Source organism: Microbacterium sp. Cr-K32, assembly GCF_000708345.1.
GTDB lineage: Bacteria > Actinomycetota > Actinomycetes > Actinomycetales > Microbacteriaceae > Microbacterium > Microbacterium maritypicum_A.
In genome coordinates this window covers 1-15,705 of the sequence record NZ_JARD01000008.1, presented here as the reverse complement: position 1 = coordinate 15,705, position 15,705 = coordinate 1, and the positions used below count along the sequence as shown (strand labels likewise).

Annotated in this window: 15 protein-coding genes and 1 pseudogene; all 16 read right to left on the bottom strand. The window is 68.9% G+C overall.

What is annotated here, in order from left to right; translation table 11 throughout:
* Positions 1 to 32 precede the first annotated feature (32 nt).
* Positions 33 to 1,505: a ribosome biogenesis GTPase Der gene (der, locus tag GZ64_RS0101410; RefSeq protein WP_208323601.1), complete on the bottom strand. Its 1,473-nt coding sequence runs from the start codon at positions 1,503 to 1,505 to the stop codon at positions 33 to 35.
* A 40-nt stretch (positions 1,506 to 1,545) separates the two neighbouring features.
* Entirely contained in the window at positions 1,546 to 2,265 is a 720-nt protein-coding gene (cmk, locus tag GZ64_RS0101405) for a (d)CMP kinase (RefSeq protein WP_021199279.1), read from the bottom strand.
* Positions 2,258 to 3,394 (bottom strand): prephenate dehydrogenase, encoded by a 1,137-nt coding sequence (locus GZ64_RS0101400; protein WP_029264873.1) that lies wholly within the window; start codon positions 3,392 to 3,394, stop codon positions 2,258 to 2,260. The genes cmk and GZ64_RS0101400 overlap by 8 nt, the downstream gene beginning before the upstream one ends.
* Entirely contained in the window at positions 3,391 to 4,197 is an 807-nt protein-coding gene (locus GZ64_RS0101395; protein WP_021199277.1) for a pseudouridine synthase, read from the bottom strand. The genes GZ64_RS0101400 and GZ64_RS0101395 overlap by 4 nt, the downstream gene beginning before the upstream one ends.
* Entirely contained in the window at positions 4,194 to 4,916 is a 723-nt protein-coding gene (gene scpB / locus GZ64_RS0101390) for an SMC-Scp complex subunit ScpB (RefSeq protein WP_029264872.1), read from the bottom strand. Before scpB ends, GZ64_RS0101395 begins: the two co-directional genes overlap by 4 nt.
* Positions 4,906 to 5,763, bottom strand: a complete 858-nt coding sequence (locus GZ64_RS0101385; protein ID WP_021199275.1) for a segregation and condensation protein A — start codon at positions 5,761 to 5,763, stop codon at positions 4,906 to 4,908. Before GZ64_RS0101385 ends, scpB begins: the two co-directional genes overlap by 11 nt.
* Entirely contained in the window at positions 5,747 to 6,580 is an 834-nt protein-coding gene (locus GZ64_RS0101380; protein ID WP_168441067.1) for a ParA family protein, read from the bottom strand. Before GZ64_RS0101380 ends, GZ64_RS0101385 begins: the two co-directional genes overlap by 17 nt.
* A 153-nt stretch (positions 6,581 to 6,733) precedes the next feature.
* Entirely contained in the window at positions 6,734 to 7,636 is a 903-nt protein-coding gene (gene xerD, locus GZ64_RS0101375; RefSeq protein WP_029264871.1) for a site-specific tyrosine recombinase XerD, read from the bottom strand.
* A 2-nt stretch (positions 7,637 to 7,638) separates the two neighbouring features.
* Positions 7,639 to 8,220 carry an NUDIX domain-containing protein gene (locus GZ64_RS0101370; protein ID WP_029264870.1) on the bottom strand — a complete coding sequence of 194 codons (582 nt, stop codon included), beginning with the start codon at positions 8,218 to 8,220 and terminating at the stop codon, positions 7,639 to 7,641.
* Between the two features lie 19 nt (positions 8,221 to 8,239).
* Complete coding sequence (locus tag GZ64_RS0101365) at positions 8,240 to 9,934, bottom strand: CTP synthase (protein WP_029258974.1); 1,695 nt, start codon at positions 9,932 to 9,934, stop codon at positions 8,240 to 8,242.
* 17 nt (positions 9,935 to 9,951) lie between these two features.
* Complete coding sequence (recN, locus tag GZ64_RS0101360; protein ID WP_029264869.1) at positions 9,952 to 11,643, bottom strand: DNA repair protein RecN; 1,692 nt, start codon at positions 11,641 to 11,643, stop codon at positions 9,952 to 9,954.
* The gene (locus GZ64_RS0101355; RefSeq protein ID WP_029264868.1) at positions 11,640 to 12,560 is read right to left on the bottom strand and encodes an NAD kinase; all 921 of its coding nucleotides are present in this window, start codon (positions 12,558 to 12,560) and stop codon (positions 11,640 to 11,642) included. The genes recN and GZ64_RS0101355 overlap by 4 nt, the downstream gene beginning before the upstream one ends.
* The gene (locus GZ64_RS0101350; protein WP_029264867.1) at positions 12,557 to 13,354 is read right to left on the bottom strand and encodes a TlyA family RNA methyltransferase; all 798 of its coding nucleotides are present in this window, start codon (positions 13,352 to 13,354) and stop codon (positions 12,557 to 12,559) included. Before GZ64_RS0101350 ends, GZ64_RS0101355 begins: the two co-directional genes overlap by 4 nt.
* Positions 13,351 to 13,527: a hypothetical protein gene (locus GZ64_RS19950; RefSeq protein WP_168441065.1), complete on the bottom strand. Its 177-nt coding sequence runs from the start codon at positions 13,525 to 13,527 to the stop codon at positions 13,351 to 13,353. Before GZ64_RS19950 ends, GZ64_RS0101350 begins: the two co-directional genes overlap by 4 nt.
* Positions 13,528 to 13,579: 52 nt before the next feature.
* Positions 13,580 to 14,617, bottom strand: coding sequence for an HAD-IIA family hydrolase (locus tag GZ64_RS0101340; protein ID WP_029264865.1), 1,038 nt, complete (start codon positions 14,615 to 14,617; stop codon positions 13,580 to 13,582).
* Positions 14,617 to 15,705, bottom strand: a pseudogene (locus GZ64_RS19945) (primosomal protein); the annotation flags it as partial. The pseudogene GZ64_RS19945 and the gene GZ64_RS0101340, both read right to left, overlap by 1 nt.

The window sequence follows — 15,705 nt, the reverse complement described above, 5'->3', positions numbered from 1 at the left end:
CAGCACCACGGCGCGACATGCGCCGGAACAGATCAGCGCTGACGCTTCTCGCGCACGCGCATGTTGATCACGATCGGCGTGCCCTCGAACGAGTAGAGCTCGCGCAGACGCCGCTGGATGAACCGGCGGTACCCGGGGTCGAGGAAACCGGTCGTGAACAGCACGAACGTCGGCGGGCGCGTCGACGCCTGGGTGCCGAACAGGATGCGCGGCTGCTTGCCACCGCGCAGCGGGTGCGGGTGCTCCGCCACGAGTTCTGCGAGGAACGCGTTGAACTTGCCCGTCGGAATACGACGGTCCCAGTTCTCCAGGGCCGTCTCCAGCGCGGGCACGAGCTTGTCGAGGTGACGCCCGGTCTTCGCCGAGATGTTCACCCGCGGGGCCCAGGCGACGTGCGCCAGATCCTGCTCGATCTCACGCTCGAGGTAGCGACGGCGGTCGGCGTTCTCGAGATCGTCGTCGTTCAGACGGTCCCACTTGTTGAAGGCGAGCACGAGCGCGCGGCCCGACTCCAGCACGAGATCGATGATGCGTACGTCCTGCTCACTGATCGACTCCGAGACGTCGAGCACGACGACGGCGACCTCGGCCTTCTCCAGCGCGGCCGAAGTGCGCAGCGAGGCGTAGAAGTCGGCCCCCTGCGCCATGTGCACGCGACGACGAATACCGGCGGTGTCGACCAGACGCCACATCTTCCCGCCGAGTTCCACGACCTCGTCCACCGGGTCACGGGTGGTGCCGGCCAGATCGTTGACGACCACGCGCTCCTCGCCTGCCGCCTTGTTCAGCAGTGACGACTTGCCCACGTTCGGACGACCGAGGATGGCCACGCGGCGCGGTCCGCCGATCTCCTGCTTCGCGACGGCCGAGACCTCGGGAAGCTTCTTGAGCACGGCATCCAGCAGGTCGGCGACGCCGCGTCCGTGGATCGCCGACACGGGCCATGGCTCGCCGAGGCCCAGGCTCCACAGCGCTGCGGTCTCCGGCTCCTGGCGGGCGTCATCGATCTTGTTGGCGACGAGGAACACCGGCTTGCCGCTCTTGCGCAGCAGCTTCACGACGTGCTCGTCGGTCGACGTCGCCCCCACCATCGCGTCGACGACGAACAGCACCATGTCGGCGAGGTCGATCGCGACCTCGGCCTGCATCGCGACCGAACGGTCGATGCCGCGCGCGTCGGGCTCCCACCCGCCGGTGTCGACGAGCGAGAAGCGACGGTCGGCCCACTCGGCCTTGTACGTCACGCGGTCACGGGTGACACCGGGGGTGTCCTCGACCACGGCTTCGCGGCGGCCGAGGATGCGGTTGACCAACGCGGACTTGCCCACGTTCGGTCGTCCGACGATCGCCACCACGGGAAGAGCCGGGCTGTAGTGGATGCCGTCTTCGCCGAGTGTGATGCCCGCGAGGAGTTCCGCGTCCTCATCGTCCAGCTCGTAGTCGGAGAGGCCGGCGCGCAGCGTCTCCGCGCGCTGCTCGGCGAGATGCTCGTCGAGCTGGTCCATCTTCTCGGCGAGCTGGTCGGGGCCGCCTTCGTATTCGTCGTCAGCCACGGTGTGCTCCTTGGATTCGTTCGATCACCGTGAGGACGGCGTCGATGGTCTGGGGGAAATCGAGTTCCGTCGAATCGACGACCTCGACGCCTTCTGCGGCGTTCAGGAAGTCGACGACGGCGCTGTCTGAGGCGTCACGCTTGTGCAGCGCCGCGGCGACAGCAGCCGCGTTCTCGCCGGCGAGTTCACCGGCACGTCGTGCAGCCCGTACCTCGGGAGCTGCGGTGAGAAGGATCCGCACCGGAGCGTCGGGGGCGACCACGGTCGTGATGTCACGGCCCTCCACCACGACGGCGGGGTACGACGACTCCGACACCAGACGGCGGAACAGCTCGTTGACCTGCGCGCGAACCTCGGGCACGCGCGCCACGCCGCTCACCGCGCCGGAGACCCTCGGGTCTCGGATGGCCTCGGTGACCTCGACGTCGCCGACGAGCACCGTCCGCTCGTCGGGGTCGAGCCCCAGCGTCAGAGGGAAGTCTGCCGCCGCAGCGCGCACGGCCTCAGGGTCTTCGGTGTCGGCGCCCCGATCGAGCACATGCCAGGCGAGTGCGCGGTAGGCGGAGCCGGTGTCGAGGTAGCCGAAACCGAGTGCGCGGGCGACGGCCTTCGAAACGCTGGACTTGCCCGATCCGGCCGGCCCGTCGATCGCGATGAACTTGTGCGCGTCGGTCACCGAAGCGTCCGCAGCAGAGGTCGAGATATCAGTCATTCGTGCTCCCAGCGATGCGCCATCCACGTTCCTGCAGCCCGGTGATCGCGCCATGCAGCGCCGCGGGATCGACGCTGATCTCGGCGAGGCCGAACTGCGCGCCGGGCGAATGCTCGAGGCGGAGGTCCTCGACGTTCACACCGAGCTCGCCGAGCTCTCCGAACAGCCGGCCGAGCTGACCCGCGGTGTCGTCGACCATCACGACGAGGGTTTCGAAACGCTGATTCTGTCCGTGCTTGCCGGGGAGCCGTTCGACGCCGTCGTTTCCCTGCCGGATGGTCTCGGCGACGATGCGGCGGGCCCCCGGAGCGCTCGGCGCACGCAGGGCATCGGAGATCTCGCCGAGGTCGGAGGCCAGCGCATCGAGGATCTCGACCACGGGTGCCGCGTTCGCCCCGAGGATCTGCACCCAGAGCTCGGGGGCGGATGCCGCGATGCGTGTGGTGTCGCGGACGCCCTGGCCTGCAAGGCGGAGCGCCCCCTCTTCCGCTTCGGCGAGGCGACCGGCGAGCAGGCTCGCGACCACCTGGGGCACGTGCGAGGTCAGCGCGACCGAACGATCGTGCTCCTCCGGAGTCATCTCGAGGGGCGTCGCTCCGACGTCGAGCGCGAGGGCCTCGACGAGGGCGAGGTCGGAGGCTCTCGTCTCCTCATCACGGCACACCACCCAGGGGCGCCCGATGAAGAGGTCGGCACGCGCTGAGATCGCGCCCCCGCGCTCACGACCGGCGAGCGGGTGAGAGCCGATGTAGCGGGTGAGGTCGACACCGCGCGCCTGGAGTGCACGGAAAGGCTCGAGCTTCACGCTCGCGACGTCGGTGACGACGGCCTCTGGGAACCGTTCGAGTTCGGCCTGGATCACGTCGGCAGTGACATCCGGCGGCACCGCGACAACGACCAGGGACGGCTGATCGTCCTCGTTCGAGATCCTTCCGGCGCCGTAGTCGACGGCGAGACGCAGTTGGGCGGGCGAGGCATCGGTCAGGACGACATCTACCCCCTTCGCGCGGAGGGCGTGGCCGATGCTCGCGCCGAGGAGTCCGGCGCCGACGATGCGGACGGTACCGGAGAGGCGCGGCGCGACGACGCCCGCTCTCCGCCCCGTGGGCGCACTCGTCGTATCGGTCATTCGTTCTCCTGCTCGCCTGGCGCCTCGGCGACACCGGAATCACGGCGCGACAGGGTCAAAAGCGCGCCGAGTTCGATTTTACTCAGTTCCCGCGTCTTCCCGGCCGGGAGGGTTCCCAGGTGGAGCGGACCGAACTGCCGGCGGACCAGTTCGGTGACGGGGTGGCCCACCGCCGCGAGCATGCGTCGCACGATGCGGTTGCGACCGGAGTGCAGCGTCAGCTCCACCAGGCTCTCCTCGCGGGAGGTGTCCAACAGCCGTGCCTTGTCGGCGGCGATCGGTCCGTCCTCCAGCTCGATGCCCTTCGTCAGCTTCGAGATCGTCTGCGGCAGCACTGTGCCCTCGACCTTCGCGATGTACACCTTCGTCACGCCGAAAGACGGGTGGGCCAGCACGTGGGCGAGCGCGCCGTCGTTCGTGAGGATCAGCAGACCGCTCGTCTCGGCATCGAGGCGGCCGACGTTGTAGAGGCGCTCCTCGTACTTCTCGGTGAAGCGACGCAGGTCGGGGCGGCCGCTCTCGTCCTTCATGCTGCTCACCACGCCGGTCGGCTTGTTGAGCATGACGTAGCGCTTGGAGACGTCGAGCTGGATCGCGGTACCGTCCACGTCGACGAGGTCGCGCTCGGGGTCGATCCGTCGCCCCTGCTCGGACACGACGATGCCGTTGACGCGGATGCGGCCCTCGGCGATGTACTGCTCCACCACGCGGCGGGAGGCCACGCCTGCCGCGGCGAGCACCTTCTGCAAGCGCACGCCCTCGGGCGCGGCCTCGGAGTCTGTCGAGGCGTCGAAGCCTGTCATCGGATGGTCCCTTCGTCGAAGCCGTCTGCACCGTCATCGAGCAGCGGGGAGATCGGGGGCAGCTCGTCGAGCGAGTTGATGCCCAGGTGCTGCAGAAGCGCGTCGGACGTGCCGTAGTTGATCGCGCCGGTCTCGGAATCCGCGAACAGCTCCGTGATCAGCCCGCGGGCGAGCAGCGTGCGCACGACAGAATCGACGTTCACCGCGCGGATGGACGCGACCTGGCTGCGCGTCACCGGCTGCTTGTAGGCGATGACCGCCAATGTCTCGAGCGCGGCCTGCGACAGTCGCGCCGGGGCCTGCCCTCCGACGAACTCGGCCACCATGGCATCGAGATCTTCGCGGACGTACAGTCGCCACCCGCCGCCCACCTCGCGCAGCTCGAAGCCGCGCCGTGGTCCCGCGCCCCGCCCGTCGTAGTCCTCGACGAGCATCTCGAGCGTCTGACGTACCGCTGGCACCGGCGACCCGACGGCGGCAGCCAACGCGACGAGGCCGATCGGCTCATCCACGATGAAGAGGATCGCTTCGACCCGCTCGGCGAGGGGAATCTCGGGTGCCGTCCCGGCAGGGTCCGAAGTCTGATCCTCCGACACCGTGAGGTCGGTCCCCGCCACAGCGTCGGTCTCCGTCACAGCGTCGGTCCCCGCCACAGCGTCGGTCCCCGTCACAGCGTCGGTCCCCGTCACAGCGTCGGTCTCCGTCACGTCATCGGTCATAATCGGCTCCCAGGGTCGCCAGCGTCTCGTCCGACCAGGAGTCGGCGGCCCAGCGGAGCGTCAGCTCGCCGAGCGGTTCCAGTTGTTCGAAGGACAGCGCCGCGTGCCGATAGAGCTCCAGCACCGAGATGAAGCGCGCGACGACGATGCCCGGCTCCGTGACGCCCGCGACGAGCTCACGGAAGCTCACCGACTCGGTCCCACGCAACAGTGTCACGACGATCGCCGCCTGCTCACGGATGCTGACCAGCGGTGCGTGCAGATGGTCGAGCCCGACGTGCGGGATCTCCTTGGGTGCGAACGCCAGCAGCGCGAGCGCGGCGAAGTCGTCGGCGCTCAGCGACCAGACGAGCTCCGGAGTCTGCCGCCGGTGCTTCTCCTCGAGGGGAACGGCACGGACGTGTCGGCGATCCTCGCGCTGCAGGCAGCGAGCGAACCACGTCGAGACCTCCTTGAAGGCCCGGTACTGCAGCAGGCGGGCGAACAGGAGGTCACGCGCCTCGAGAAGGGCCACCGCCTCGGCATCCACCAGCTCGCCCTGCGGCAGGAGTCCCGCCACCTTCATGTCGAGCAGGGTCGCGGCCACGACCAGGAACTCAGAGGCCTGGTCGAGGTCCTCATCGTCGTCGAGTTCCCCCAGATACGCGATGAATTCGTTCGTGACCGCGCTCAACGACACCTCGGTGATGTCCATCTCATGTTTCGAGATGAGATTCAGCAGCAGGTCGAAGGGGCCGTCGAAGTTCGACAGCGACACCCGGAAGCCTGCCGTGTCTGTGGCCGCGGCATCGCCCGCGCTCTCCTCGAGCGTTGCGTCGACAGGCCCCTCGCTAGGCGACGGCGCCACGGGCGACCAGCTCCCGCGCCAGCCGCAAGTACGCCTGAGCGGCGGCGTGCTCGGGGGCGAACTCGGTGATGGGCACGCCCGAGACCGACGCGTCGGGGAACTTCACGGTGCGGCCGATCACGGTCTCCAGCACATCGTCGCCGAATGCCTCGACGACCCGCTCCAGAACTTCGCGGGAGTGCAGCGTGCGCGGGTCGTACATCGTCGCCAACAGGCCGTCCATCGTGATCGACGGGTTCAGCCGGTCACGGACCTTGTCGATCGTCTCGATCAGCAGCGCCACACCGCGCAGGGCGAAGAACTCGCACTCGAGGGGGATGATCACGCCGTGCGCCGCGGTCAGCGCGTTCACGGTGAGGATGCCGAGGGACGGCTGGCAGTCGATGAGAATGACGTCGTACTCCCCCGCCACCTGGCGCAGGACACGTGCGAGGATCGTCTCGCGCGCGACCTCGTTGACGAGGTGGACCTCTGCGGCAGAGAGGTCGATGTTGGCCGGCATGACGTCGAGACCCTCGACGCTCGAGTGCACGATCGCATCGTGCGCGTCGCGCTTGGTGTCCAGCAGCAGGTCGTAGATCGTCGGCACATCGTGCGTCGGGATGCCGAGGCCGGCCGACAGGGCACCCTGCGGGTCGAAGTCGACGGCGAGGACCTTCCGGCCGTACTCCGCGAGGGAAGCGGCGAGGTTGATCGAGGTCGTCGTCTTGCCGACGCCGCCCTTCTGGTTGCACAGCGCGATGATGCGCGCCGGGCCGTGCGACTTCAGCGGCTCCGGGATCGGGAACCCGTGATAGGGGCGGCCGGTGGGTCCCATGGGGGTCTCGTCGGCCTTCTGCGCCTTCGCCCTGGACTTCGCCACTTTCTCAGCCACCAGTTCTCCTGCTCCGTCGTGCTTGGTCGATTGTACCGGCCGGGCCCCCGCTCAGCTGCCTCGGCACGCGGCAGACGCCAGGCCGGCGCCGCGAGGTCACCGGGCGCGCGGGTGCGACGTCGCGTAGATGTCGCGAAGGGCGTCGACCGAGACGTGCGTGTAGATCTGCGTCGTCGCGACCGAGGAGTGTCCGAGCAGTTCCTGCACGACACGCACGTCGGCACCCCCTTGCAGGAGATGCGTCGCGAACGAGTGCCGCAGCGTGTGCGGCGATACGTCCACGGTGATCTGGGCGCTCTCGGCTGCCGCGCGGATGACGAGCCACGCGCTCTGGCGGGAGAGCGGGGCGCCTCGCGCCCCGAGGAAGAGCCGAGCCGAGGCGCGACCCTTGGCGGCGAGGGCGGGGCGCACACGGGTCAGATACGTGTCCACGGCGGCGCGCGCGTAGGAACCCAGCGGCACGATGCGTTCCTTGGATCCCTTCCCCCGCAGCCGCAGCACATCGCCGTGCGCCAGGTCGTCCACATCGAGGTCGACCGCCTCGGACACGCGCGCACCGGTCGCATAGAGAAGCTCGAGCAGAGCGCGATCACGGATGCCGAGCGGCGCCTCGGGAGACGGCGCGGCGAGCAGACGCTCGACCTGTTCGATCGTGAGGGCTTTGGGCAGCCGTCGCGGCGCCTTCGGCGGGCGGAGCCGACCACTCGGGTCGTCGGCCTCTATGCCCTCTCGTGCGAGGAAGCGGTGCCATCCCCGCACCGACGACTGCAAGCGTGCGAGGCTCGTCGACGCGGGTGGCGGCTCCGCGGAGGCCCGTTCCGCGATGAACCGGTCGATCGTCGCCGGCGTCACCTCGCCGGTGTCGTCGATCCCCTCGGCGACCAACCACTCCCGGTATCCCTCGAGGTCGCGCCGGTAGGCCGCGATCGTGTGCGCGCTCAGACCACGCTCGATCGTGACATGACGCAGGTAGGCGTCGAGGGCGCGCTCGAGCTGCATCCTCAGCCCCGGTCGCGCAACCTCTGCGAGGCCGCCAGCACGCCGATCGCGAGGATCCCATTGCGCATCCGACCCTCCATGACCGCAGAGACCGCATCGGCCAGCGACACCCACTCCACCCGGATATCCGCTTCCTCGTCCTCGCGATCGTGCGGCGCACCGGACGGTCGGACGCCGGTCGCGAGGAACACGTGGATGATCTCGTCGTTCCCACCGGGCGTCGTCCACGAGGAGACCAGTGGCTCCCAGTGGACGGCGACCAGGTCGGCCTCCTCGGCGAGCTCACGCCGGGCGGCCTCGAGAGGCTCTTCGCCCTCCACATCGAGCAGTCCGGCCGGGAGCTCCCAATCACGATGGCGGATCGGGTGGCGGTACTGCTGGATCAGCAGCACCCGCCCCTGTTCGTCGAGGGCGACGATCGCCACCGCGCCGGTGTGGGCGACGTACTGCCGCACGATCTCGCCGTCGCCATAGCGCACGCGGTCAGAGCGCACGTCCCAGACCCTGCCGCGATAGACGAGGTCGCTCTCGAGAACCTCCGGCTCGAAGGTCTCGTCCCGGAGGCTCTCCGTCGACTCCGTCATCATCGCTCGATTGCTCGATTCAGTCGTCCGCGCTGACGTCGAACAGCTCGCTCGCGCGGTGCCGATCGATCGCCGCGCCCACCAGCCCGCGGAACAGCGGGTGCGGGGCGGTCGGACGCGAACGCAGTTCCGGGTGCGCCTGGGTGGCGATGTAGTACGGGTGCACATCGCGGGGCAGCTCGACGTACTCGACGAGGTCGAGCTCCGGGTTGAGTCCGGAGAACACCAGCCCCGCCTCGGAAAGACGGTCACGGTAGGCGTTGTTCACCTCGTAGCGGTGGCGGTGACGCTCGGAGGCCTCAGGGGCGCCGTAGAGCTCGCGGGCGAGCGAGCCTTCCGCCAGGGCTGCCTGGTACAGACCGAGGCGCATGGTGCCGCCGAGGTCGCCACCGTCGAGGATGTCGACCTGCTCGGCCATCGTCGCGATGACCGGTTCTGCGGTCTCCGGGTCGAACTCGCTGGACGAGGCCCCGACGATGCCGGCGACGTCACGTGCGTACTCGATGACCATGCACTGCAGACCGAGGCACAGGCCGAGCGTCGGGATGCCCTGCTCGCGCGCGAACTTCAGCGCGCCGAGCTTGCCCTCGATGCCACGGATGCCGAAGCCGCCGGGCACGCAGATGCCGTCGAGCTGTGCCAGCTGCTCCTGCGCGCCTTCCGGCGTCTCGCAGAGATCGGAGGGGATCCAGCGGATGTTGACCTTGGTCTCCTGCGCGAAACCGCCGGCTTTGAGCGCCTCGGTCACCGAGAGGTACGCGTCGGGCAGGTCGATGTACTTGCCGACCAGACCGATCGTCACCTCGTGCTTGGGGTTGTGCACCGCGTGCAGCACCTTGTTCCAGCGGGTCCAGTCGACGTCGGCCGCCTTCTGGTCCAGGCCCAGCCGTCGCACGATGTACGAGTCGAGCCCCTGCTCGTTCAGAGTCGAGGGGATGTCGTAGATGCTCGGCAGGTCGACGGTGTTGATGACGCCTTCGACGTCGACGTCGCACATGAGAGCGATCTTGTTGCGGTTGCTCACGCTGACCGGACGGTCGCTGCGGAGCACCAGGGCATCGGGCTGGATGCCGACCTGGCGGAGCGCCGCGACGGAGTGCTGCGTCGGCTTGGTCTTCTGCTCCCCCGACGCGCCCATGAACGGGACGAGCGATACGTGCACGAAGAACACGCTGTCGCGTCCGAGCTCGTGACGAAGCTGGCGCGCGGACTCGAGGAACGGCTGCGACTCGATGTCGCCGACTGTGCCGCCCACCTCGGTGATGATCACGTCGGGGCGCGGGTCTTCCGAGGCCTGCAGGCGCATGCGGCGCTTGATCTCGTCGGTGATGTGCGGGATCACCTGGACCGTGTCTCCGAGGTACTCGCCACGGCGCTCGCGCGCGATCACCTGCGAGTAGATCTGACCCGTGGTGACGTTGGCCGCCTCGGACAGGTTGATGTCGAGGAAGCGCTCGTAGTGTCCGATGTCGAGATCGGTCTCGGCGCCGTCGTCCGTCACGAACACCTCACCGTGCTGGAACGGGTTCATCGTTCCCGGATCGACGTTCAGGTACGGGTCGAGCTTCTGCATCACGACGCGCAGACCGCGGGCCGTGAGGAGGTTTCCGAGGCTGGCTGCCGTCAGCCCCTTGCCCAAAGACGAAACGACACCACCAGTCACGAAGATGTGCTTGGTCGTGTCGTTCTTGGGTCCCGCAGAAGAAGAGTTCATCACGGGCTTCGATCCTATCAGGAGGTGGGGACGCGGAGGCTGAGAAGTTCGCGGGCGTGGGTCAGGGCGGCGTCGGAATCGGCGAGTCCTGACAGCAGACGAGCCATCTCGGCTTCCCGTTCCTCCCCTTCCAGACGGCGCACGCTGGAGGCCGTGACCGCACCATCATTGGCCTTCACGACCGACAGATGGTTGTTCGCGAAGGCCGCGACCTGCGCGAGGTGCGTCACCGCGATCACCTGCGACTTCTCGGCGAGTCGGGCGAGTCGCCGACCGACCTCGATCGCCGCGGCACCGCCGATGCCGGCGTCGACCTCGTCGAAGACGAACGTCGGAACCGGATCGGTCGCGGCGATCACCACTTCGATCGCCAGCATCACTCGCGACAGCTCTCCGCCGGAGGCTCCCTTCGAGACCGAGCGCGGCTCGGCTCCCGGATGGGGGGCGAGGAGGATCGCGACGTCGTCCCGGCCGTGGGCGCTCTCGGCGCCCTCGGAGACCGAGACCTCGAGGCGCGCGTCCGGCATCGCGAGCGCACGCAGTTCTTCCGTCACGGCAGCACCGAGACGAGAAGCCGCCTCTGCGCGCGCCGCCGTCAGCGCCTCGGCGTGGGCGTCGAGTTCGACCCGTGCCGCATCACGCTCGGCGATCAGTCGTTCGATCCGATCGCCGTCGTCATCGAGTTCGGCCAACCGAGCGGATCCGGTCTGCCAGACGGTCAGCGCCTCGTCGAGCGAGCCGTGTGCACGGATCAGGGTGCCCAGCGCAGCGCGGCGTTCCTCGACAGCGGCGAGCTCGTGCGGACCCGTCTCGTCGAGATCGGCGAGATAGGCGGAGAGAAGGCCTGCGGTGTCGGCGATCCGATAGCCGATGTCGGCGAGGTTCTCGCTGATCTCGGTCAGCTTCACGTCTGCAGCGCGTTCGAGTACTCGACGCGCCTCCGCGACGAGAGCCGAGGCATCAGGTTCGCCCTCTTCGCTCGAGAGCGCGCCGTGCGCGAGCGAGGCCGCTAGACGCAGCTCCTCGGCGTTCGCGAGACGTTCGGCACGCGCGGTGAGCTCCTGGTCCTCCCCCGGCTCCGGAGCCGTCGCCTCGATCAGCGCGAGGGCTTCTCGCAGCCGCGACGCCTCTTCAGCGCGACGTTCACGGTTCTCGGTGATCTCGGATATCTCGGCGTCGAGTGTCCGCCAGCGTGCGAAGGCCCGGGCGTATTCGTCCACGGCCTCAGCGATCGGGGCCCCACCGAAACGATCGAGCGCATCACGCTGCGCGACGGCCGAACGCAGTCGCAGCTGCTCGGCCTGGCCGTGCACGACCACGAGCTCGTCCGCGAGCGAGGAGAGCACACCCGCGGGGGCCGCGCGCCCACCGACACTGGCACGGCTGCGCCCTTCCGAACTGAGCGTGCGAGACACGTAGAGTTCCGCGCTGCCAGCACCGACAGGCTCCAGCTCGCCACCGGCCTCGGCGACGATCTCGGCGACGGTTCCGCTCTCGGGGACGATCCAGACGCCCGCGACCGATGCCTGCGCCGCGCCCGCACGCACGGCTCCGGAGTCGGCGCGCTGGCCCAGCAGCAGTCCGAGCCCGGTGACGACCATGGTCTTTCCGGCGCCGGTCTCGCCGGTGATGGCGGTGAATCCGGGACCCAGCGGCAGCACGGCATCGGCGATGACGCCGAGCCCCTGCATCCGCATCTCCTCGATCACGACGTCGCCCCCGGCGCCTGTCCGCGCCACCCTTCGACGGGAAGCTGGAACTTGCGCACGAGTCGGTCGGTGAATGCCGTGGGGTGCAGACGAGCCAGCCGCACGGGACGCGAAGAGCGGCGCACCACCACGCGTGCGCCCGGCGGCAGGTCGTGCGAGCGGCGGCCATCGCACCAGAGGATGCCCGAGCCGTCCGTGCGTTCGAGCATCTCGATCGCCACCGAGGCATCGGGGCTCACCACGAGCGGCTTGGCGAACAGGGCGTGCGCCGACAGCGGCACCACCGCGATCGCCTCGACACTCGGCCAGATCACCGGTCCCCCGGCGGAGAAGTTGTAGGCCGTCGAGCCGGTCGGGGTGGAGATCACCATGCCGTCGCATCCGAAACTCGACAACGGCCGGCCGTCGATCTCGAGAACGATCTCGATCATCCGCTCACGACTGGCCTTCTCGACCGTGGCCTCGTTGAGGGCCCACGTCTCGTAGACGACCGTGCCGTCGACATCCTTCACACGCACGGACAGGGCGAGCCGTTCCTCGACCTCGTAGTCGCGGTCGATCACACGACGTACGGCTTTGTCCATGTCGTCGCGGTCGATCTCCGCGAGGAAGCCGACGTGCCCCATGTTGATGCCGAGCACCGGAGCCCCGCTGTCGCGTACGAGTTCCGCTGCGCGCAGAATCGTCCCATCCCCACCCAGCACGATCGCCAGTTCGAGGTCGGCCGGGTCGACGGAGACGCCGAGTACGTCGGTGTCGGCGAAGAACGGATCCACGGACACGAGTGCCTCGTGATCGTCAGCGGCCAGGACCGGTCGCGCTCCGGCCTCCCGAAGGGCGTCGATCACCCGCCGGGCGGCGTCGACGGTGTCCACACGGCCCGCGTGAGCGACGACCAGGATGCTGCGCTCGTTCATCGTCCTCCTGCCAGTCGGTTGATGCTGTCCAGCCATTCTGTCGGATTGCTGCCTCGACCCGGTGCGAGGTGCACGAGATACTCGGCGTTGCCGTGGGTTCCGAGGATCGGGGAGGGAAGGATGCCGAGCATCCCCAACCCCACGTCCCAGGCGCTCCACACGATGCGAGCCACGGCATCGGCGCGTGTTGCGGGGTCGGTGACCAGTCCCCCACGGACGGCGGTGCGTCCGACCTCGAACTGCGGCTTCACGAGAAGCAGGACGTCGGACTCCGATGGGACCACCGCGGCGACGGCCGGCAACACGAGTTCGAGAGAGATGAACGAGAGGTCACCCACGACCAGATCGGGGGCTGCGACCTCGCCCGTCGCCTCGGCGAGGTTCTCCCGTGTCATGTATCGGACGTTGTAGCCCTCGACGGACACGACGCCGGGATCAGCGGCGATCGACGCGGCGAGTTGTCCATGCCCGACGTCGACCGCGAGCACCTCACGTGCTCCCCGCTCACGGAGCACCTGGGTGAAGCCGCCGGTGGATGCGCCCATGTCGAGTGCCAGCCGCCCCTCGACCGGTATCGCGAAGCCGTCGAGGCCCGCGATGAGCTTGTGCGCGGCACGTCCGACGTAGTGGTCTGCACCGGCGATGGTGATCTCCGCCGCATCGTCGACCGCCGTCGAGGCCTTCACGACAGGTCGTCCGTCGACGCTGACGAGGCCCTCCGAGATGAGAGTGGCCGCGTGGGTGCGCGAACGGGCGAGTCCTCGGGCGGCGAGGGCAGCGTCGAGTCGCGTCATCGGGATCCCGAGGTCTCCCGCTGCTCGAGCTTCGCGCCGCTCTCGAGGCGACGGGAGAGCTCGTCGTGGAGGGCCGAATACGCATCGGCCCTCGCCGGGAGCGGCTGCCCCTCGATCAGGCGCAGTCGACTCCACAGGGCATCGGTCGGCGCGCTCGTCGTCTCATCGCTCACGGTTCTACTGTACGCGGCCCGTCCGACGCGGAAGGGCGCCACGCGAGCACCGTCAGGGACGGTGGAACGGGTCGTCGTAGAGGCGCTCCGGAACCCTCAGCACGAACACGGGGGTGCCGGATGCCCAGATGGCGGCGGCTCCCGCGCGCAGCAGGTCGATCTGCTCACCGGAATCCGCCACGATCTCGACGTCGGCGCCCGAAACCCGCACCGCCGCACCGTTCACGCGGAAGACGCCGTCCTGCTCGGTCACCTCGGGATACGGGGCATGCAGTTCGCGCAGGTCGCCGAGGATGTAGGTGGGACGCGAGCCCTCCGGGGCGGCCAGCACATGCTTCGGGCGGTCGATGCCGGTGAGCACCAGGACCGATTCGATGCCGACCCTGCTCGCCCCCATGATGTCGGTGTCGAGACGGTCCCCGATGAAGAGGGCCTTCTTCGCGCCGAAGCGTGCAAGGGCCTCCTGGAAGATCGGCTCCTCCGGCTTCCCCGCGACGGTGGCGAGCCTGCCGATCGCCGTGTGCACGGCGGACACGAGCGTCCCGTTGCCGGGCGCCACTCCCCGCTCACGGGGGATCGTCCAGTCGGTGTTGGTGGCGATCCACGGGATGCCGCCTTCGTCCTCGGGAAGCTTGAGAGCGAAGGCCGCCTCAGCGAGATCCGTCCACGCGACCTCCGGAGCGAACCCCTGCACGACGGCGCTCGGCGCATCCTCCGCGCTCCGTGTGACTGTGTACCCGGCTTTCTGCACCTCGTCGACGAGACCGTCACCGCCGATGACCAGGATCGTTGCCGGGGCGGGCACGATCTGAGCCATCAGCCTCATCGCCGCTTGCGGGCTCGTGACCACGTCGGATGCCTGGACGCGCAGCCCGAGACTGCTCAGGTGCGCTGCGACCGAGGCATCCGTGCGTGCCGCGTTGTTCGTGATGTAGCCGAGTCGAGCCGACTTCGCCGCCTCGTTGAGGCTGTCCACCGCGTAGGGCAGGGCCCCGGGGCCGGCGTACACCACACCGTCGAGGTCGGCGAGTACGGTATCGACTCCGTCAAGCGGAGTGCGAGGCGATCGCTTCCGAGAGAACAGCGCCACTACGCCTCCGGTTCCGACTCGTCGTCCTCGCCGAGGAGCTCGCGCACCTCGTCTTCGACGGTCGGTTCCTCAGCGACGATTGCGGCTTCGTCGACGTCGGCAGACGCATCGGACGCTGGCTCTTCCCGATCCGCGTCATCTGCCTCCAGGCGCGTATCCGCCGCGGAATCATCGTCATCCTCGTCGGGGAACTCTCCCTCGATGAGGCTGTCTTCGATGAAGATCTCCTCGTCGCCGGCCTCATCGACCCCTAGCACCTCAGCGGCGACTTCGGCGCGGTGCGCCCAGAACTCCGCCTCCTCGGTGCGCCCGAGGTCTTCGAGCACGGCAGCGCGGGCGGCGAACAGCGCCGGGCTCCATTCGAAGGCCCGATCGGGATCGAGCTCCGGGATCTCCAGCTCGCCGAGTGCGAGTTCGAGATCGCCCTGGTCGAGACGGGCACCGGACATCGCGATCGCAAGCGCGACCCGGACCGGAGTCTCGAGCGCAGAACGATCGACGGCGCGTCCGGTCTCGAGCGCACGATCGGAGCGACCGATTCCGCGCTCGCTGTCAACCATGAGAGCGATCTGATCGTCCTTGCCGGAGATACGACGGTAGGTCCGCAGTTCGCGGAGCGCCAGGGCGAAGTCTTCCGTCGCGTAGGCGGTGATGCCGAGGGTCTCACGGACGATCGCGATGCGGCCAGCGCGGCGCGATGCGGCCAGCGCGTGCTCGTGGGCGAGCGCCGGGTCCTCGTCGATGAGACGAGAGGCCATCGCCAGGTGCCGGGCGACGTGTTCGGCGTTCTCCTTGCTCAGCGTCTTGAGCTCATTACGCGCTGCGCCGTTGAGGTCGCGAGCCGTGACGTCGTCGGGGATCTGCGGCTCATCGAACCGCGGACGCTCGTTCGTCGCCTGAGCAGGACGCTCTCGCCCCGCTCCCCCGCGCTGCGGGAATGAACGTGAACGATCGCGGTCGCCGCCTTCGCGACGCGGGGAGCCACCGTCACGGTTGTACCCGCCCTCGCGACGGGGAGCTGCACCGTCGCGACGCGGGGCGCCACCGTCACGGTTGTAGCCGCCCTCGCGACGGGGAGCAGCACCGTC